At 46.6% G+C, this 20,621-nt stretch carries 20 protein-coding genes; 15 read left to right on the top strand and 5 right to left on the bottom strand.

Going from position 1 to position 20,621, the window contains the following annotated elements:
* Positions 1-82: 82 nt before the first annotated feature.
* From AC438_RS04955 to AC438_RS04935, 5 genes are all read right to left on the bottom strand, one after another.
* Entirely contained in the window at positions 83-1,759 is a 1,677-nt protein-coding gene (locus tag AC438_RS04955) for a UvrD-helicase domain-containing protein (RefSeq protein ID WP_053980153.1), read from the bottom strand.
* Positions 1,756-3,681, bottom strand: a complete 1,926-nt coding sequence (locus tag AC438_RS04950; RefSeq protein WP_053980152.1) for an ATP-dependent nuclease — start codon at positions 3,679-3,681, stop codon at positions 1,756-1,758. Before AC438_RS04950 ends, AC438_RS04955 begins: the two co-directional genes overlap by 4 nt.
* A 77-nt stretch (positions 3,682-3,758) precedes the next feature.
* On the bottom strand, positions 3,759-6,137 hold the full coding sequence (locus AC438_RS04945; RefSeq protein WP_053980151.1) for a S8 family peptidase: 2,379 nt from the start codon (positions 6,135-6,137) through the stop codon (positions 3,759-3,761).
* A 14-nt stretch (positions 6,138-6,151) separates the two neighbouring features.
* On the bottom strand, positions 6,152-7,123 hold the full coding sequence (locus AC438_RS04940; RefSeq protein ID WP_053980150.1) for an AAA family ATPase: 972 nt from the start codon (positions 7,121-7,123) through the stop codon (positions 6,152-6,154).
* Between the two features lie 431 nt (positions 7,124-7,554).
* Positions 7,555-8,157 (bottom strand): hypothetical protein, encoded by a 603-nt coding sequence (locus AC438_RS04935; RefSeq protein ID WP_053980149.1) that lies wholly within the window; start codon positions 8,155-8,157, stop codon positions 7,555-7,557.
* Between the two features lie 367 nt (positions 8,158-8,524).
* Between AC438_RS04935 and AC438_RS04930 the strand changes: the two genes are divergently transcribed.
* The 15 genes from AC438_RS04930 to AC438_RS04865 all read left to right on the top strand — a co-directional run bounded on the left by AC438_RS04930 (position 8,525) and on the right by AC438_RS04865 (position 20,620).
* The gene (locus tag AC438_RS04930) at positions 8,525-8,851 is read left to right on the top strand and encodes a hypothetical protein (protein WP_053980148.1); all 327 of its coding nucleotides are present in this window, start codon (positions 8,525-8,527) and stop codon (positions 8,849-8,851) included.
* A 15-nt stretch (positions 8,852-8,866) separates the two neighbouring features.
* On the top strand, positions 8,867-9,286 hold the full coding sequence (locus AC438_RS04925) for a single-stranded DNA-binding protein (RefSeq protein WP_012368368.1): 420 nt from the start codon (positions 8,867-8,869) through the stop codon (positions 9,284-9,286).
* A 79-nt stretch (positions 9,287-9,365) separates the two neighbouring features.
* Positions 9,366-10,184, top strand: a complete 819-nt coding sequence (bet, locus tag AC438_RS04920) for a phage recombination protein Bet (protein WP_000414662.1) — start codon at positions 9,366-9,368, stop codon at positions 10,182-10,184.
* An 82-nt stretch (positions 10,185-10,266) separates the two neighbouring features.
* A complete protein-coding gene (locus AC438_RS17080) occupies positions 10,267-10,410 on the top strand; it encodes a hypothetical protein (RefSeq protein WP_000167275.1) in 144 nt (47 codons plus the stop codon).
* A 61-nt stretch (positions 10,411-10,471) separates the two neighbouring features.
* Positions 10,472-11,488 carry a YqaJ viral recombinase family nuclease gene (locus tag AC438_RS04915; RefSeq protein ID WP_031500502.1) on the top strand — a complete coding sequence of 339 codons (1,017 nt, stop codon included), beginning with the start codon at positions 10,472-10,474 and terminating at the stop codon, positions 11,486-11,488.
* Between the two features lie 209 nt (positions 11,489-11,697).
* On the top strand, positions 11,698-12,657 hold the full coding sequence (locus AC438_RS04910; RefSeq protein WP_053980147.1) for an AAA family ATPase: 960 nt from the start codon (positions 11,698-11,700) through the stop codon (positions 12,655-12,657).
* Positions 12,657-13,424 carry a hypothetical protein gene (locus AC438_RS04905; RefSeq protein WP_053980146.1) on the top strand — a complete coding sequence of 256 codons (768 nt, stop codon included), beginning with the start codon at positions 12,657-12,659 and terminating at the stop codon, positions 13,422-13,424. Before AC438_RS04910 ends, AC438_RS04905 begins: the two co-directional genes overlap by 1 nt.
* 98 nt (positions 13,425-13,522) lie before the next feature.
* Positions 13,523-14,476 (top strand): DUF3150 domain-containing protein, encoded by a 954-nt coding sequence (locus tag AC438_RS04900; RefSeq protein ID WP_053980145.1) that lies wholly within the window; start codon positions 13,523-13,525, stop codon positions 14,474-14,476.
* Between the two features lie 61 nt (positions 14,477-14,537).
* A complete protein-coding gene (locus AC438_RS04895; RefSeq protein ID WP_053980144.1) occupies positions 14,538-14,978 on the top strand; it encodes a hypothetical protein in 441 nt (146 codons plus the stop codon).
* 69 nt (positions 14,979-15,047) lie between these two features.
* Entirely contained in the window at positions 15,048-16,703 is a 1,656-nt protein-coding gene (locus AC438_RS04890) for a VWA domain-containing protein (RefSeq protein WP_053980143.1), read from the top strand.
* 49 nt (positions 16,704-16,752) lie between these two features.
* Complete coding sequence (radC, locus tag AC438_RS04885) at positions 16,753-17,283, top strand: RadC family protein (protein WP_425311650.1); 531 nt, start codon at positions 16,753-16,755, stop codon at positions 17,281-17,283.
* Complete coding sequence (locus AC438_RS04880) at positions 17,283-17,624, top strand: hypothetical protein (protein ID WP_032482365.1); 342 nt, start codon at positions 17,283-17,285, stop codon at positions 17,622-17,624. The genes radC and AC438_RS04880 overlap by 1 nt, the downstream gene beginning before the upstream one ends.
* 91 nt (positions 17,625-17,715) lie before the next feature.
* The gene (locus AC438_RS04875; RefSeq protein ID WP_053980141.1) at positions 17,716-18,789 is read left to right on the top strand and encodes a DUF7146 domain-containing protein; all 1,074 of its coding nucleotides are present in this window, start codon (positions 17,716-17,718) and stop codon (positions 18,787-18,789) included.
* Between the two features lie 89 nt (positions 18,790-18,878).
* Positions 18,879-19,583, top strand: coding sequence for a hypothetical protein (locus AC438_RS04870; RefSeq protein ID WP_053980140.1), 705 nt, complete (start codon positions 18,879-18,881; stop codon positions 19,581-19,583).
* 71 nt (positions 19,584-19,654) lie between these two features.
* The gene (locus AC438_RS04865) at positions 19,655-20,620 is read left to right on the top strand and encodes a thioredoxin family protein (RefSeq protein WP_476638768.1); all 966 of its coding nucleotides are present in this window, start codon (positions 19,655-19,657) and stop codon (positions 20,618-20,620) included.
* The last annotated feature ends 1 nt before the right edge of the window (position 20,621 follow it).

Here is a 20,621-nt window from a genome sequence, read left to right as displayed (position 1 = left end):
ATTATATTTAGTAAAGAGAACGTTTTTGAGTACGGTTTATGGCTTTGCAAGTTTTGAACTGAGTAGTTTAGCTAATGACTTTTTAAATGTGCGTTAAATCGGTAATAAACTGTGCTGCATATTGAAGATATTCCTGTTGTGGCGTTCGAATTACATCCCATCTTTTAGCATAGTTAAGGGGCCTGTCGCGTTGTTTAGCGTATGTAAGAACAAGCCGACGCTTGGCACGGGATACACCAACAAAGAAAGCACACAGATTAGAATCTTGATCCCCAAAAAATATTTCGTTCTCAACGGCCAAAATTATCGTTGAGTCGAACTCCAATCCTTTGCTCTTATGGATAGTCAGAATACGCACAGCCTGATCATCAGAGAAACGAGTCAAGGCTTGAGGCAAGTCGGGGGTAAGTTCAAGCAATTCTTCAATGCGCGCTTTGGTATCTCCCAAAACTTCACCTAATCTGGCATGTGACTCATAGTCAGGCGAGAGAGCAACAAGAGTCTCCATTCCTATTTTCTTCAAAAATCTACACACAGAATCCCACCATCCCGAAAACGGTTCATCCAACAACTCGGCCATGGCGATGATTTTTCGCTGTTCCTTGAAGAAGCTTTGGAAATTTTGCCTGACGCTAGACTGCACCTCGTCATCGGCAAAGGGAATCAATTGATTCATCAGCCGAATCCAGGCTTTGGGCTCTCGCTGGCCATAGAGACAGGACAAATAGTCAACAACGAGCCTTGCGGCAGGTTCGACAGTAATATCCTGCATCTCCTGCTCATTCCGGTACGGTATTCCCCTAACTTCTAATGCCACCATCAGGTGATTGGCGTAAAGATCTAGTTGTTTGGACACTAATACGGCGATTTCGGATAACGGAACCTGTTCATTTCTTATCCACCCGGCAATCAAATCGGCCAAGTACTCAGCTTCACTCTGGGCATTCTCGAATTGCCACGCGAAGACCTCTCCCTCTTCACCAGCAAGTTGGTGATCAGGCATGACGGAAGCCGGATCGAGCACGCGAATTATCTCGTTCTGCATCCGAAGCAGGCGTGGTTTTGAACGAAAGTTTCGGTACATGTTTAATGGGACCGCTGAAAAATCCCTAGCGAACGTTTGGAAAATTCCGTCCAATGCACCTGCCCATCCCATGATTTTCTGCTTGGTATCACCGACAGCAGTGAGACGAATGCTCGTACCTTGGAAGGCTACCTTCACGAGTTCATACTGCTGATCCGTGCAGTCCTGGAATTCATCCAAGAAAACATCGCTGTAAGTTTGGCGTATGGCATTTCTTGCGACAGTGGAGGCCTTAAGAATTTGAATTGCTAGCGGTACAAGATCATGAAATGTAATTTGCCTTTTTGTGACTTTTCTTTCGCCAATCGAATAATCCAGATCAAGAGCATCATTACCAGTAAGCACTACTCGGAAACGATCAATAATACGCTTTGCAAACGCATGAAATGTGTAGCTATCAAAACGGGAAGCCAATTCTTGTCCACAGCGTCGCTGGATTCGCTCCTTCAAGTTTTTGCTGGCGTCAACTTTGAAAGAGATAGCGAGTATTCTCTTCGGATAACGGCAGGTTCCGGTTCGTAGGAGGAAGTCAGCTCTTTGTGCAAGCATTTCCGTCTTGCCCGCGCCCGGCCCCGCCGTCAGTGCAAGACAGCGCGCTTGTTCCTTCGCAGCCCGCAGTGCATTGGGTTCAAGCGTTAGCCCATCCGAAGGCAGCCATGCATCTACAGCAATCACTCGGGCAGTTCCGCAAGCTTGGCGATCACGGCATCAGTGAGTCGTCCAAATGATTCAGGCATGTTCGCCAGCAAATCCTCGTCGCTTAGTTGAGCGAGAGCATCGATATGAGCAGCGGGCTTGCTGCCCAGTTTAAAAAGCTTGTGATACGTAGAGAAAAGATTTAACTCGTCATAGCTATATTGGGATGGGTCATGATGGCTCTTGCCCAACACGGCTTTAATCGTTGAGTCATCCGGAACTTCCTGCTGAACACCGTAAGCATCTGGGAAAGCAAGGAGCATTGAAAAATCTAAATCCATTGGAAATGAGAAAAACACACCACGCATTTCAAGCTCTGCAAATACACTCTTAGTACCGTTTTCAAAGAAATGGTGGGTACGAACAGGTACTTTGTCATCATTCCAATCTGATAAAGAAAAAGTATTTGGCAGAACTTTTTCAGGTTGATATAAGCCAAGTTGGTTATTTACATACTTTATTCTTCCCCAGCCCGCTTGATATCTGCCCACATCTAAATCGAGAAGGGTCAAAAATGGGATTTGCAGTGCTGATAACAGGCGCCAAAAATGGTTGACATGCCTACCTCCAAGCGGAGCAATCGTAACCGCTGACTCATCAACTGGCGCACCCTTCGCTTGGAAAAGGCGCGGTAGTACAATTTCTTCGCTATCCCCTTCACCCAACACAACCAAACGTGAGAAGTAGATCTCAGGGAATGCCTGGACAGCCTCGCGTACAAACTTGTGCGCTTCATCGGTTTTAGCGGGTAATTGGATTTTCGTAATTCTTGATTGCCGGGTTTCGGTAAGTCGAAGATATCGAATATGTTCCGGATCGACACGTCGTAACATTGACGGAGCATGCGTAGCGATTAGGGCCTGAGCATCCTCGTTGCTCGTCATGGAGTTCAGAGCGCTGACAATCCGCCCCAGATAGTGAGGCGAGAGGCTGTTCTCTGGTTCCTCAAGGGCAATCAAAGTAAAGACTGGCGGACGCAATTTTTCTGGGTCAAAAGAGCCGTCCTCACCGGCAAGGACAGCACGCCCAATTGCTTGAGATGAAAGAACCAATGACAGATAGAGCATCGACTTCTGGCCGTCACTGAGTCGGGAAAAATCGACAAGATGTTCATCATGTCCAGGCGAGAATGATACGGACAAATGACGAAGCAACGCCTCGATCTCAGATGCCACAAAAGTAATCTTGGGATCTGTAAAGTAGCTGCCTTTATGAAGGGTGCTCCATGTTTTCTTCAGGTGGGCACTAAAAGCATTGACCGAAGGATTAGCAGCCAAACTCTCACTAATCTGGTCGGTGAACCCTTTGACCTCCTCCCGTTCATTTTCCCAGTTCACTGCCCGTAGCAAGCGGCCAAGCAGCGCGTTCGTTCCATATGCTATGTGGTCAGTCGGATCTCTTCTTGCGGGCAGATAGTGGACTTGTATGTGATTTCGTTCAGACCTGGGAACCGTTTGAGGATTTAGAGGCGAACCATCCGGGCCAGCTTCAAGCACATACACAAAAGTCTCATCAATATCCCCATCTAGGCCCATAGTGGCACTTAGGCGATATCGTACCCTAGGAATTCCGTCAGGGTCATCAAGGCGCATGTGGCTGAAATGGGGAGCAACGGTCGAGTTATCTTCTTCATCCTCCAACTCGGTGAACACGAAGTCCGCCTCAATCCATAACTGCCTTTCTTCGGGCGCTTCTTGTTCATCGTGCGGAACATGGAAGTCTGAGCGCTGAATACGGCGTAATGATGGATCAAATGCAAACAGTCGGCACAAAGCCTGGAGTGCAGCAGTCTTGCCTGACCCGTTGGGGCCAATCAGATAGGTAATATTTTCCAGTGTCAGTTCTGTTGGTTCAGCACCAAAACTCTGAAAATTTGAAACCCGAATACTGTGCAGTTTCATTTTTTTATCCTAATACATATGGCCCGAAAAATTTAATCTTCCTGTTCCATGGGTGATTTTTACAGAACAAGAATTCCCTACACTCGAGCCCGTGCACGTTCTCTAGCCTTAAGCTCTATGCGTTGTGATATTTGGCTATACAGCTGGGCTTCCTCATTCTCTCGATCAGTGACAGTCACAACCAAGGCATAGTCTTCTTGTTCGAAACTCAACGCCTCACCCCAATCTCTATCTTGTCGAGTAATTACAACAAACCACTTTTCAGAAGGCTTCGGCTGTTTAATCCGCCAAGTTGAAGATTGAACCGTACCTTTACCTCTTAATTCAGCACTTATGTCCCTATTGCTTGTAGCATCATCATTTCTGGTTTTAGTTTCATCCTGAGTACTGTGATTGAAATGCCTTTGAACAGACTCAAGCGACTGATCTTTGACTAACCTAAAAGACATTTTAGTGGCCACATAGTCTATCCTAGTTGTCCTGACCGCTGGACAATAAGACAGAGTAACTCTAATTTCTCTGGAAGCACGCTGAGACCTTAAAAAATCATCGGGAAGCGGCAGTTCGAAAAAGTGATGCGAGTTGTTTTCTATTTTCTCTTCAGCCATTAAGACAACGGCATTTTGTGAAGATCTAAAAAGCTCCCCCTCATCAACAGCACCATAACCAGCTATATCTCTAAACGCATCTCGTCCATTTGCGCTCCTATAAGATTTCTTCATATCTTCAGGAAAGCTGCTTTCAATCTCCGACAGCATATTCGCATGATTAACCAGTAGTGCTCTGAGCAAATTAGCAGAAGCCTTCGGGTAGTTATTCAATAAACGACCTGCAAGATGGGTAATGTAAGGTGCCGCAAAACTTGTTCCGCTAATTTCGCTAAACAATGTGTTCCCAACGAATAGACTATTGCAGGTCAATACCCCCATGCCTTTCTTAACATCCTTCAGTTCGTTGCCTATTCTTATAGGAGTAGCCAGGTTTCCACCAATAGCTACCAGTTCGGGTTTAATTGCGCCTTTAATAGATGGACCGTGACGTGTAAATGGCGATGGTTGATTTTCTGTAGCTGGAGCCAATTGACTAATTTCAGGATACCGTTGAGCATCGAAAGTCGCGTTATGTCGAGCCAAGCTGCCCACTGTTAGAACGTTTAGTGCCGGAGCTGGATCTATGATGATACTTTCGTCAGCTAGAAGGTATTCTGGATACTCGTTCCTCCAGCTATGTCTTGGCACATCTGGATCGATAGAGCCTGAGAAGTTTCCAGCAGAAACGACAAATAAGATATTGAAGTCCCTAGCCAATTTATCCAAGACATACGCAATTCCTCGAATATGGCGATTATCGTAAGGTGCATTGGAATTCCCTAACGACAAATTGAAAATCCGACATTGGTGTTCCTCGACAAAATAGGTTACAGCTTCAATGAGCGTTTTTTCGATAGAACTGGAGTCAAATTCTGCATTCTCATCAAGAATTCTACCATTGAAAATCCAAAGTTCAGGGTGCCAATAATTTGTTGAGTTACACGCTTCCAAGTCACCATACAGAGCTACACCAGCAACAGCAGTGCCATGACCATTCAAATCCATGCCGTCTGTATCACCAATAAAGTCTGCACTTTCCGCAATTGCGGGTGCCAACAGGGGGTGGTTAGTATTTACTCCGCTATCAAGGACGCAAACTCTTGCAGCTTGATGAGTAGGGGATTGTATTCCTTCAGGAATTCTATTGATGTCACAATTTAGTTGGCTATAGCGAATACCGCTCTTGGGGGGCAGATCAACAAGTCTGACATCAGAGTGATTCAGCAGTAGATTAACCTGACTAGAGTTAACCTCCAAACGGTACATTACTAAGCTATCAAGGTTAACTTTATCTGTTCGCCGTATTCCGTTATGAGCTAGCCAACGCTCAAATGCATCACAAGTGCTTAATCTCTCTGGGTGATGAGCAACAGCTACAGGCCAAAGCTCTACATCTAAGAGAAACTTCTCTGATCTTGGTAAGCCATGCCTTCTTAGAGCCCAACTTTTCCGGTCATCACTTGTCCAGTTATCGATTCCCTCTATGGCCTCGAGAATCTGCTTGTACGTCAATTCTGTCTCGTCCAAACCTAAGCGTTGCAGGTGATCTTCAAACACAGTCATTCCGGTTTCATCAACAAAAACAACACACAGATGATTGTCTTCTTGGCTTACAAACTCGATACCATGTTTGTTTAGATGGGTAATATCGAGAAGTCCTGTATAACGAATTTTCAGTACAAAATTACCCGGACGTGACGTTTGCTGATTTTGTGCGAATCTGATTGATTCAGTTAAGTCTCTAGATAATTTTTGACCATGCCCCCGAAGATCACCTCGTGGATGTTTTGGGATATTGACTTTCCTTGTTCTACGTTCATTTTCAAGCAGTTCTCTTTCAATCTTAAGATGTTCATAATTAGCCATTCCTAGTCCCTTTTTTAACTTTCTCGAGAAGCTGCTTGCTTCAAGTCCTTAACGGTCAAAAATTCCTGACTACGTAGGATCATCCTTTTTACTGCTCTACGAACAATACGTTCAATATCAGCGCCACTCTTTGTAGAAAATATCCCGAGGATAGATTTATCATCTAACTCAAATTGGCGACGTACACCACGCAATTTGAGTGAAAGAATTTGTTGTATTTGCAGCTCATCAGGTAATGGGAAGTCAATTTTTTCATCGAAGCGTCGCCAGATAGCACTGTCTAAAATGTGCTCATGGTTTGTAGCTGCTAAAATTAGACTCTTCCCTTGATAAGCGTCCATCATCTGAAGCACTGCGTTAACGACGCGGCGTAACTCACCATGTTCACCTGAGTCAGAACGTTCTTTGCCTATGGCGTCAAATTCATCAAATAAAACCACCATAGAATGTTCAGAAACAAAATCAAAAACTTTGCGAAGATTCGCGGCTGTTTCACCCAAAAAAGAAGATACCAACGCATCGAGACGAACAATTGCAAGAGGTAAATCAAGCTCAAAAGCAATGACCTCAGCTGCTAAGGTTTTCCCGCAACCTGGAGGACCATGAAAAATAATTTTTCCAGAAGGCTTCATTCCAAAACTTCTCAGTACATCGACACGGCGGTGTTCCTCAAGAAGTTCCTCGATGGGTGCGATACTAGATTCAGGTAAAACCATTTCTTCTATTGGTCGCTGAGCTTGTCGAACATCTAAAAGTGGTAGTCCTCGCTCTTTATCTACAGGAGGAGTAGGCAAAGCGTTACGTCCATTTTGTTTAAGCGGTCTTAAATGCTCACCATACAATATCTGCTCAAGATCATTTGCAAGAAGGTGATGTTGCTTTTGACGCTCATCTTGAATAACAGCTTCTGAAGCAAGCCGAAAGGCCTCGGAATCACCAATGGCTCCAGCCCTAATCAACTGTCTCAGTATTTTACCGTTAGCCACTATTATTCCCCTTTGCAATGTTCATTTATAATCGAATTACTCAGTCGTTTATCGTATTAAATACTAATTATTTCATCATATTAATAACGATTTAAAATAATCAGACGTAACTACTTAGTATTATCTGAGGCTATGATGGGGCTTAGCCCATTCGATTTTGCATAATCCAAAATTAGTATTTCTATCATAGACGCTTGAGAGCGATGTTCTTTTTCCGCTGCTGCTTTTAGCAACAGCTTGATTTCTTTAGATGTTCGTATTGACAAAGTCTCTTCTTTGGAACGCGACACTGTGCTTCTCCATGATAAATAAGCAATACAATGTACTGCATTATGCGTACATTGTATACTGTTTATTGAACTCATTACCGATAGCATGGATAGCGATATAGAGCCCCTTCGAGAGGGGCTGGTTGATGGGAGCCTAGTTGGCTAGTTGGCGGGGTTATCTGTTTCCTCTTCAGTGATATCGTCATCGGTTGAAGGCACCGCTTGCTCAACTTCTGCTTCTTTACCCTTAGCTTGGGCTGATTTTCGTGCTCGAATTTCGATATCAATTATGCGTCGAGCCAGTTTGATGATGCGCTGTTGCCATGCGTAGTTGCCATCAACACGTTGCTTGTTGCTAAGCACGCTAGATAACCAGAGTGTGTCCATTGAGATCATTAACGCATCGAGTTTGCGAACTAAACCGACAAACTGGCCAACCTGAGGCGAGCTGATTTTGGCGTTGAAGGTAATTGGGGCGGTGTAGTCAGGTACTTCATCGATGCCGTTGGACTCCATCATTTTGTCCAAACGAGCTTGTTCGTTGTCTACCGCCTTAGCGCAATCCTCGATCAACTGGCTAATGATCTGCTCCACTTCATCAATTTCGTTATCATCGCCAATGATGCGCAGGATGACATCGATTCCGTAAAGCGCACTGACCGTCCGTCTAAAAACACGGTCAACGACACGTTGCGCCTGTAAGCTATTAATTGTGAATGATTGTTCAAAGATGGGCTTCGAGTAATTGGGTTTTGCTTGGGCCATAAGTTTGCTCCTGATATGACAATAATCAGTCCCTAGCCTAATCCTCTGTGAGGTAATGGCCTTTCAGCTAGGTGGAAGAATTGAGCATCTTTCTAACTATCCTGTCTGTATAAGACGGTTACACTGACTATCAAATATTGCTGATCTGTTTCAGTGATATCTGCGCCTGAGAGCATGAGCTCAAAGGAAGCCCGCCGCTGAGTTTTCTCAGTGGTACTAAGAGGTAGCTAGCCTCCTTAAACAAATAGCCTGCATGTTTTTACATGCTCAACCATGCGTTCCTTACGGTTCGCCTTTTCACCACCCAACTGGGGGAGTTTTCCCCAGTTGGGGGTGACTCCTTCACAACCTAATTAAGGAGTCACCAATGGAATATATCTTCGGATTTATTATCCAAGTCGCAGGCATTATGTTGCTTGCAAAACTGAGCTGGTCGCTTTTGCGATTGGTTGCTCGTCAAAGCGTGCGCCCGTTTCGATTTGTACTCACTCAAATCAAGCGATTGTTCACACCAACACCAAAACGTCGTCCAATGGCAGTGCCTAAAGCTCCTGGTATGCCCCGTTTGACATCTGCGTTTTACAAAGAGCCACATCAGTACGACATGGCTTTACTCGAAATACCAACCTATCTGCGTCGTCAGTCTTCTTTGCCCAGCCGGGTAGAAGCGACTGTGTGCACAGAGTTCAACTAAGACGAGGAGAACATCATGAAAAACCAAGTAACACTCATAGGCTACGTTGGCTCTGAGCCAGAGACACGAGCCTATCCATCAGGTGATTTAGTGACCAGTATTTCACTGGCCACTTCTGAGAAATGGCGCGACCGTCAATCCAATGAGCTCAAAGAGCATACGGAATGGCATCGGGTCGTTTTTCGAGATCGTGGTGGATTTAAGTTAGGGCTCAGGGCAAAAGATTTAATCCAAAAAGGAGCGAAGCTTTTTGTTCAAGGGCCTCAGCGCACGCGCTCATGGGAGAAAGATGGCATTAAGCATCGATTGACCGAAGTGGACGCGGACGAGTTTCTGCTTCTTGATAGTGTGAACAAAGCATCTGAGCCATCACCAGCGGATGATGCGAGCTCCCAAGCTAATTGGGCACAAACTTATCCTGAACCAGATTTTTAATCGAGCAAAAACGCTTTAACCCAGCCGGGAGTACTTTCCCGTCAGGGGCAGACTCCCACTTTGATTGTCGGAGTCCACAATGGAAAAACCAAAGCTAATCCAACGCTTTGCTGAGCGCTTTAGTGTCGATCCAAACAAGTTGTTCGATACCCTAAAAGCAACAGCATTCAAGCAACGTGACGGTAGTGCACCGACCAATGAGCAGATGATGGCGCTCTTGGTGGTTGCAGATCAGTACGGCTTGAACCCTTTCACCAAAGAGATTTTTGCGTTCCCTGATAAGCAAGCTGGAATTATTCCAGTGGTAGGTGTCGATGGATGGTCTCGCATCATCAATCAACACGACCAGTTTGATGGCATGGAGTTTAAGACTTCAGAAAACAAAGTCTCACTGGATGGCGCGAAAGAATGCCCTGAATGGATGGAATGCATCATCTATCGGCGCGACCGTTCGCACCCAGTCAAAATCACTGAGTATCTGGATGAAGTCTATCGACCGCCTTTTGAAGGTAACGGCAAAAATGGCCCTTACCGTGTAGATGGTCCATGGCAGACGCACACTAAGCGAATGCTAAGACATAAATCCATGATCCAGTGTTCCCGCATTGCGTTTGGCTTTGTGGGAATTTTCGATCAAGACGAAGCGGAGCGAATTATCGAAGGCCAAGCAACACACGTTGTGGAGCCATCAGTGATTCCACCCGAGCAAGTTGATGATCGAACCCGAGGGCTTGTTTACAAGCTTATCGAGCGGGCAGAAGCTTCAAACGCTTGGAATAGTGCATTGGAATATGCCAATGAACATTTTCAGGGTGTTGAACTGACGTTTGCGAAACAAGAAATATTTAATGCACAACAACAAGCAGCCAAAGCGCTCACACAGCCTTTAGCTTCTTAGCGCCACGCATTCATTTTACTAACCCTGGCGGGATTATTCTCCCGTCAGGGGGAAGGTCTCGTCTTTTTTTTGGAGATCTTCCATGACTAAATCAGCCTCACTTTTTCGCTTGGTATTGGTTGTTGCCCTTGTCGTAGGTTCGATTCAAGCCGGTAAAGCGGCAATTGATTCGGTTCAAGCAAGTGTTGTTCAGCACCAAACAGCGTTAGCACAAGCTGCAAAGTAACCACTTAACCCTGAAGGGGAGTTCTCTCCTTCGGGGGAGTCTCCCCCTCAAAGGAGACAATATGAAGGTTATCGACCTATCACAACGTACTCCTGCATGGCACCAGTGGCGCATTGCAGGGGTTACGGCATCTGAAGCCCCAATTATTATGGGGCGTTCACCCTACAAAACACCTTGGCGATTATGGGCAGAAAAAACTGGATTCGTATTACCGGAAGACCTGTCGAATAATCCAAATGTGCTTCGCGGTATACGGTTGGAGCCTCAAGCAAGGCGAGCATTTGAGAATGCGCATAATGACTTTCTTCTGCCGTTATGTGCAGAAGCCGATCATAACGCAATCTTTCGAGCCAGCTTTGATGGCATCAACGATGCGGGCGAACCCGTTGAACTGAAATGTCCTTGCCAGTCAGTTTTTGAGGATGTGCAAGCTCACCGAGAACAAAGCGAGGCGTACCAGTTGTATTGGGTACAAGTACAGCATCAAATACTGGTCGCCAATAGCACGCGTGGTTGGTTGGTATTCTATTTTGAGGATCAACTGATTGAGTTTGAAATACAACGAGACGCGGCGTTCTTAACTGAGTTGCAAGAAACAGCGCTACAGTTTTGGGAGTTAGTACAGACCAAAAAAGAACCGTCAAAATGCCCTGAGCAAGATTGTTTTGTTCCCAAGGGTGAAGCCCAATACCGTTGGACATCGCTGTCTCGACAGTATTGCTCAGCACATGCCGAAGTGGTCCGACTGGAAAATCACATTAAATCTTTGAAAGAGGAAATGCGAGAAGCTCAGTCAAAATTGGTCGCCATGATGGGTAACTACGCTCATGCGGATTATGCTGGGGTCAAACTCAGCCGCTACATGATGGCGGGCACGGTGGACTATAAGCAATTGGCCACCGATAAGTTAGGCGAGCTGGATGAACAGGTTTTAGCCGCTTACCGAAAAGCGCCACAAGAGCGGTTGCGCATCAGCACCAATAAGCCAGATCAGCCCGTTGAAACACCAATCAAAATCAGCCTTGAGCAAGAGAACTTGGTTCTGCCAGGTGACTCGCCGAGCTCATTTTATTTTTAACGTTCACTTGGAGCCGATTTCGGCTCCTTTCTCATGCGCTTACATCGAGTGCATCAGAAAGCAGTTTCACTCGTAGCCAATGCTGGGTACGAATGATAGAGCGAGCTGAACTCTTACATACACAGCCATACCACAATCAACACACCACCCGACGGGGACTTCATTCCCTGTTGGGGCATGGGGCCTCGTCAAAACAGATGAGGTTTACCATGACTGAACAATCTCCATTTTTGGTTCAAGTGAATCAAGCGTTTAATGTCCCGGCTCCTGATGCTTTCGTTCTGGAAGGATTTAGTGCCGACACTACCCATCCAAACATTCCCGTTCGCAAGGACGAGTATGTTTTTAGAAAAGAAGACTTACGTGACGTATTGGCGTTTTTGTCTAACCCAGACGGTGACGGTTTGTATATTACAGGCCCCACTGGATGCGGTAAGACCTCGCTAATTTGCCAAGTTGCTTCTCGATTGAATTGGCCTGTTCAGCAAATTACTGCGCACGGTCGATTGGAGTTGTCCGATCTTATCGGTCACCACACGCTGGTTAATGGCAACATGACCTTTGTGTATGGACCGCTGGCACTGGCTGTAAAGCATGGCCATTTGCTGATCATTAATGAAATGGATCTTGCTGAGCCTGCTGAACTGGCTGGGCTCAATGACATTTTGGAAGGTGCCCCGTTGGTCATCGCACAAAATGGCGGTGAGATCATCATGCCACATAACAAGTTTCGTTTTATCGCAACCGGCAACAGTGCGGGCAGCGGTGATCAAACGGGCTTGTATCAAGGCGTGCTTCAACAGAATTTGGCTTTCCTTGATCGCTTTAGAATCATTGAAGCGACCTATGCAGAGCCATCTGTAGAGGAAGCCATTCTGGAGAACGTTGCGCCGAGCTTGCCAGAAGTCTTTCGCCAAAAAATGGTGAAGGTGGCTGGTGACATTCGTCGTCTTTTTATTGGGGGCGCGGATGGCGGTGCGGAGCTTAGTATCACCATGTCCACTCGGACCTTGGTGCGCTGGGCAAAGTTAACACTTGCTTTTAAAGGTGCTCCTAACGCAGTGGAGTATGCACTGGTTCGGTCTTTGACGGCTCGTGCTGAGTTGGAGCAACGAGAAGCCATTCACCGTATTGCCGCTGATGTCTTCGGTGACCATTGGGAGGATTGATGATGGATAAGTGCTTTGCTCTTTACCGTTACAGTCATTCTGATGGGACAGCCAAAGAATGGGCCATTTACGTTGGATCAGATACCCAGGAGATTGAAGTTTGGTTTGGAAAAGCCGGTCAATTGTCGCAGCAGCGATTGATTGACTCGACTGATCCTAAGGCTGAAGCAGACCGAAGAATCAATGAGAAAATCAACAAGGGTTATCGATTTGTTGGACAAGTCGGCATTGATCATCAAGGGCGGCCATTTGAACTCTCAAATGCGCTTGATAGCGTCGCGTGCGCCAATAACGTCAGTTGGGAGTTTCGTACTCGCAAGGACGTCAATGGCCAAATCTCGCTGGCGCAAAAAGCGTTGTTCGATATGGCAAAGCTGCTTGAAGCCTATGGCTTGGCTGTTATTGATGATAACCAGGTCAGGATTGGAGAATGGTCATTAGGGTTTTGCAAAAGCGGATTACCTAGTACCAATCAAATCAGCATGGTGTCAGGTGAAGGCGCTGGCATTGTTAACAATGATGATGGCCCGTGGCCATTGTTGCTGTTACTGGCCTTTAAGCGTCAATTACCACCACTGTGTTCGCTAACAGTAGCGAGTCCTGAAGGGATAGAAGTATCCGACCAACTGAAGTTGGAAAAAGATGTATTGCGGTTGCTAGGCAGTGATTTAGAGCGGGTTCGCCCGATAGCTGAAGCACTGGACTTAATGCCTGTGAAAATCGATCTCAACCAATCGTCGCCTGATTCGCAAAATTACTATTTCTGATAGTGGTATTGGCATTAGCGCGTCAACTACTACCACCCAAACGGGGGCCATTGCTCCTGTTGGGAGTGGTGCGTCCCCATCTTACATGAGGATGCACTATGAGTATTAAAACCCTCGACAAACTTTTGATTTGTCACATCGACTGTTCCATCTGGAGCGGTAGAAAAAAACTAAGGCCTGAAGATTTCAGATTAGCCAATGGCAGCCAACTTCCACCGAAGGATGTTGCCAGCTTAGGGAGTAAAAAAATTTGCGACCCAGAGGCATTGGCGAACTTTGAAAGGCTTAAGAAAGAAGCGCAGCGCTTGTGTGAGCAAGTCGGTGTGCGGTTTTTAGGTGGCTATGCCGTCCCTGAAGACCGAATTGATCAGATTGTTCCAGAGCTTGACCGGATCGGTCAGGAGTTTGCGCAGTGCAAGCAGTTGTTCTTGGACAACTATGATCAGGTGACGTTTGACTGGGTTGCAAAACACCCGGAATTTGCAGATGCAATCCGGCGTGCGTTGTCACCCATCGAAGACGTGGAACAACGGCTTCAGTTCGATTATGCCATTTATCGAATGCAACCAGCTGAACAAGCTGGTGGATTAGATGACAAGGTCAATGGTATGGGACACACCCTCTTTAGGGAGGTGGCTCGTGATGCCAATGAACTGTTTGAGCGTTCCGTTGCAGGTAAGAATCAAATCAGCCAGCGAGCTCTTAATCCTCTGAAGCGGTTAAGAGACAAGTTGGATGGTTTGTCATTCCTGGATCACCGAGTTCAGCCAATGGTTGAAGCGATGGACAATTTATTTGTTCGTCTGCCGAAGACCGGCCCTGTGACAGACAATCTCTATCACGAACTGATGGCGACCATTTTAATTTTGTCTGATCCAGACAAGATGAGAATGCACGGTGAAGGTCAATTGGATATCAGACAACTGATGCCCAAACCTGAACCTAAACCCGCACAGGCAGTATCTGCTCAGGCAGATAACTTACGTGCAATACCCCAACCAACCGTCAGACCAAACCTTGGTTCGACTGTACCAAACTCATTTTATTTTTAACGTCCTTGAGGGCATGTTGCCCTGAAGTGCGCATGTCCTCTGAACTATGTAAGAGGAAATTATGCAATCAACCATCCATAACCCCAGCCAACTGAACCAGTTTGAAGCACATTTTCGTGGTGTGGCTGATGCTGTTGAAAGTGAATCGATACCAGAACTGGCGTGTTGTCGAATGTTAGTACAACGGTCGTACTCAACACATAGTGTCGTGATCCCCAAGAACCCTGTGTTGATCGCAGATGCGGACGCACAAGGAGCTTGGGTAACCGCTATGGTATTTGTTCCAAACATGGCATTGCAGCAAACCGCTCATGAGCGGGCCTGGCTGCAATATCAACACGAGGTGTCTACTCAGTTACAAGACCAGTACGGTCTGACATTGGATGACATCCTGAGTTTAGACCAGCTTAAAACGTCATTTGAGCAGCATGAAAGTCCTGCTGAATTGGTAGCTTGGTTAGGTCAAAAATACGACCTGGATAAGCTAAAAGCACAGGTTTAAACACCCACATTCCCAGCGGGGAAACGCTCCCGCTGAGGGAGTATTCCCCCTAATGATTAGGAGACTCCCATGAATCATCCATTAAAAAACGCACTACCAATCGTTGCCGCAGCTTATGGCGAAAAGTTTGGTGTGAAGGTGCTTATTCAAGGACAAGATGCGTTTACCGATGGTGATCGGATTGTGATCCCAACAGCAAACCCAGACGACCCACACTATCAACAGATAGCTTGGGGTTATCTGGCTCATGAAGCGGCGCATATTCGGCATACTAATTTTGACATGGTGCAGAAGGCGTCGTCCAAGCCGATCCGTAAGGCACTTCTCAATATTATTGAGGATGTTCGCATTGAAAACGAATTGGCAAAGGATTACCCCGGAACCCGGCGCAGTATTTCGCAAGTGATTGAGTACATGGTGGACACTCAGCAAATGAGTGTACCTGAACAGCTTGAGCCTGCATCTAACTTGCAAGCCTGGTTGTTGTTCCGCTTGAGATGCCATTTTCTGGGCCAGAAAGCGCTGACGCCTTTGTATCAAGCAGTTGATGAAAGAGTCAGACAACTCTTTCCAGCCGCAGCGATGAGCCGGTTAAGTGCCATGCTGACAGCAGTGCCTAGCTTAGGGTCTACAGGTGAAGTGCTAAAACTTGTCGATGCCATCGTTGCCATGTTGGAAGAAGAATCTCGTCCACCACAGGATGAGTCGGATGCTGATAGCGGTAATGACATTGGACAAGATGCGAGTAATGACAGCAATAACAGTAGTGACAGTCAAACCCCAGAAGCAGCATCGTCTGCAATGGGGGATGCCGCTGAAACGGGTGATTCAGATAACTCTGATCAAGCTGACAATTTGCGACAAGCCTTAGAGGCCAGTGCCGCTCAGTTTGAACCCGATACCTTTGCCCAAGTGGCAGAAGTGTTGTCGGAACAAGCTGAAGGACATCAGGGCGTTACACCACTCAGTTTGCCTCAAGCAGAGCAGGCTATGTTGGGTGATGAGGCCATTTTGACCTTATCGGCGTCTGAGTCGGCTCAAATTCGAGCCCGACTTAGGGGCATGGTTCAGTCCAGTCAGGACAATCGGAATCATGCCAAACGGCACGGTCTTCGAGTTGCAACCCATCGTCTTGCCGCTTCACAAGCAGGTGAGTCGAGATTGTTTATTCAAAGGCAACCTCGCATTGCGCCTAATGCTGCTGTGCACTTGCTGGTCGATATATCGGGTTCAATGGGTAAACCCATTGGCGAAGGTAATCGAAAGTACTTTCATGTTGCCAATGAAGCCGCTTTGGCTTTGGCCATGGCACTGGAAGGCATACCGGGTGTTGTACCTGCGGTCAGTTATTTTCCTGGTATTCATCAGGAAGTTTCTATCGCGTTATTGCCCAAGCAATCGGTTCGACATCGGGCCGCCTGTTTTGACCAAAAACCACGAGGTTGTACGCCTATGGCACAAGCGATGTGGTTTGCGGCAAACAGTTTGTTAGCGCAAAAACAGAAGCGAAAGCTAATGATAGTGCTAACGGATGGTGACCCAGATGATTGGGCTGCCACGCATGACATTGTTGACCGGTGCAGACGCAGTGGCTTTGAGCTGCTGGGGATCGGGATTCAAACACGCAGTGTTGAGAAATTCTTTCCTCAAAGCATTGTGATTAATGACGTCAAAGATCTAAAGCGTGAGTTATTCGAAGTAACACAACAACTGTTAATTCAGTAACCACATCAATTTTACCACCCTGCGGGGACGATTCCGTCTCCGTCAGGGCATGGGTTCGTCTCCGCTTTTTTTGGAGACTCCTATGAAAAACAGAAAGTTCTTAGCTGGCGAAGAAGCCGGTACTTACATCGTTCCTGAGCAAGTGACTGAAGCGGATATCTTAGATATGGCGCTCAAGCTTGCCCGTGGTCGATTGAGTAAAGGTCGCAAAATTGAACAGCCATCATCGGCGTTCTCATACCTGCAAACACTGATGCACGAGTATGAGCACGAGGTTTTTGGTGTGCTGTTTCTTGATACAAAGCATCGCGTCATTCAATTTGAAGAGCTGTTCAAAGGCACTTTAGATGCGGCGAGCGTGTATCCAAGGGAAGTAACAAAACGAGCGCTAGAACTTAATGCAGCAGCAGTGATACTGGTTCATAACCATCCATCGGGTGATCCTGAACCCAGTGAAGCTGATAAACGCATTACTCATCGACTCCGTGACGCCTTGTCACTTGTTGATATTCGAACGCTTGACCATGTCGTGGTCGCATCCGAGGGCTGCGTTTCGCTTGCCGAACGCGGTTATCTTTAATGAATGGGCGCATTGCCCATTCTCCTACATCACAAAAGCAGTCCCATCAACACACGTCATCACAGCTCGAATTTCTATTTGAGTTTGATGATGCCCCAGTCACTTGGTCTGACACGGAAATCTGGCAGTTACGCGAAGGCATTCTATTGGATGCGATCCGAGTATTGCTGGACGGTCGTGTCAGCACTCGGTTGCGCAAGGATGTGTTGTCGTGGATTCAAAATGACGAATTAGCGCCATTTTGCTTTCGTGTTTGCGCAATGGCTGCGGTTGTCGATCCTGATGTGCTTCGTGATTCCATCATGTGGCTATTAAGACGACATGGTATCCAGCTTGACTAACGTTCCTGCATTAACCAAACGGCTCAATGCAGGACCCAAGCTGACTTTTACCACCAGTGGTAGGAGTCGGCTTTTAACTTAAGGAGGTTATATGGCGTTACCTTTACAAATTGAAACAGTAAGGCCATATCTTAATGGCCAATGGCTTCAAGTATTAGCGGCATTGGTGCCAGAACTTGATGCCGCCATTGCTCGAAAAGGCCGTCATGTGGCGTGTCCTGTTCATGGCGGTCGTGATGGCTTTAGGCTATTCAAAGATGCTGAATATACCGGAGGTGGCGTTTGTAACACCTGCGGTATCTTTCATGATGGCTTTGAACTGTTGTCTTGGATTAATGGATGGAACTTTGCTCAGTCTATTGAAGCAATCGGCCAAGTTCTAGGTATTCAACCCGGACAAATACAAGCGCCTATTCGGCCAATACCGAGTAACGCAGTTGAATGGAGGGCTAGAAAGCAGGACGAGGACAAAGCGATTATCCATCGTTTGAATCAAACGTGGGGAGAAACGTTATCTCTTGCAGATACTCGTGCGCAACCTGTTTGGAACTACTTGCATCGTCGTGGCATTGTTACGCGGCTTCGTCCTGAATGGGATTCGGTGCTGAGGTTTCATCCAAACTTGCCTTACCATGACGAAGATGGTCTGTTTATCGATAGCTACCCAGCGCTGCTAGGTAAAATCGTTACTCAGCAGGGGCGTTCGGCTACGTTTCATCGGATCTACCTAAGTGAAGATGGATTCAAAGCACCGGTTGAAAAGCCTAAAAAGATGATGCCGATACCAAGTGACAGAACAATCACTGGTGGTGCCATTCCTATAGGTGAGCCTGGTGAAGTACTAGGTGTTTCTGAAGGTATAGAAACGGCCCTAGCGGTAACCAGAGCAACGGGGCAAACATGTTGGTCGGTTGTGAATGCAACCTTACTGGCTAGGTTTGAACCACCAAGTAATGTGAAAATGCTGTGCATCTGGGCAGACCACGATCTCTCTGAGACCGGCCTGAATGCAGCGAATGAACTCAAGAAAAAAGCCTGGCAGAAAGGCATTCTGACACAAGTTCTGATCCCCCCGATACCAACGTCACTTGGCGTGAAAAGTTGGGATTGGAATGATGTGCTGAATGTTTACGGTGCCATGGGCTTTCCTAAAGTTCATATCTGATCCAAGGGGCTTCGGCCCCTTTTTTTTGCGCCTTGCATATTTGAAAAAACATGGAGAATGAAAAATAGATAATCAATAGGAGAACAAACATGATGGTATTAACCCTGTTAACAAAGCAGATTGATGGTGAGTTTACGGTTTACTGGAAGACCGGCCTTCGAAGAGGTGGTGAACTAAAGGTCGATTTAGGTGAGCAATACGACAAGCTACCTGAGCAGCAAAAGCCAATTGCAGCTGAGCTCTATGCGATTCATCACCTACTGTCAGTGAAAGAGGTGATGGGGAGTAACCGAAGCGGCAATGGCCTTCAAATCCGGGTCAGTAAAGGAGCCATCAAAAAGTTACAGAAACAACGCTCAACTCAGCATTCACTTTACAGCCTGACTAGGTTCTTGCTCACCCGTTACCAAGAAGCACAGATCTCGGTAGAAAAGCGTGACGATTGGCTCTCATATCCCTTCGAGGAATACAGCGTCGATAATGCTACCGTCAGAGAAATCGATGAGCTAATCAATGTTCCGAACATTGGACCTGTTGTGGTGACTCGTCATGCACTGGAACGGTTTGTGGAACGGCTTTCAGACGGTGCTCCTAAGCATCCTTGGAAGGCTTTGTGCTCTAAATTGTGTAGCACAGAATTGGCAAAATCTTTATTGCCAGAATGTATAGCTTCAAAGAAAGCAAAAAAATATTTCGTACAGGCAGAGTTTTGGTGTCATGGGAGCTCTGGTATGCACTTTGTGATGGTGCCATCAGCCAAAGCACTTACGTTAGTAACAGTGTTTAATAGATAGTCAGAAACACACACGATTCCTTCATCTATCTGGCCAATCGCTCTTACAGGGATCTTTAGCATGTTAGCTCTGTGAAATTTCTGGAGCTGACAATGAGAACGCCTTTGTTACCTTGGTTCATCCTATGGGTGACCATCCCAATCATTATTTTCTTTCTATTCATCATGCCCGCCTATGCTAGTGATGGGCAATTCTATCAGCGTGGTCAGGAAGGCTGGTTTTGGTATCAGGTCATTCCTGAGCCAGCGGAGTCTGAAGAGCAAATAATGCCGGAATCTGGAGTCATGGAGCCCACAAAGGACGAGCTAAAACCCTTCAGTGCTGCCTGGTTCCGAGAGCACATGCAGTCGTTCATGGACAAGGCAATTGATGAGCCGACGAATGAGAATGTCAGAGCCTATCTGTATCTCCAGCGAGTCATGATGGATAAGGGCTCACAGTTTGCTGATGTTAGTCAGCAGGTGGTCATGGGCGATCCTGTTTTGGATGAAATCAGTCGCAGACCCTTGGCGACCTATGCTGCTAATCGGATGGATCGAGAAGCTGGCGCTCAACGGGATGTTGCTTTAGGTGAAGTAGCAAAACGGGCTGGCTTGTTCTTCTTCTATCGTTCGGATTGCCCTTATTGCCATGCTCAAGCGCCTATCATCGAATCCATGGCTTTGAACTACGGTTTCGAGGTGTTTGCTATTGCTGTCGATGGCTTGCCTTTACCAAGTGGAGAATTTCCAAATTACAAAGTCGATTCAGGACAAGCACAATCGTTGTCCGTTACGACTGTTCCTGCGGTCTTCTTAGTTGACCCGCCTAATGTCATCACTCCGATTGGCCAGGGCGCAATGAGCCTTGATGAGCTCAATAATCGAATCATTCTTGCAGCCCATCAAGCCGGTTGGATTGACGATCAAACTTACTATGCCACCAGACCTGTTCAGCCCGGCGTGTCACTCGCGATGTCAGCCCAAGAGCTTAACGAAAAAATATTACAGGACCCTGAGTTCCTTGTTCGCTATCTGCGTGCACAAGGAGGGTTATAAC

The sequence above is a fragment of the Marinagarivorans algicola genome (assembly GCF_001292705.1).
Classification (GTDB): Bacteria; Pseudomonadota; Gammaproteobacteria; order Pseudomonadales; family Cellvibrionaceae; genus Marinagarivorans; species Marinagarivorans algicola.
This window is presented reverse-complemented; position numbering and strand designations above follow the sequence as displayed.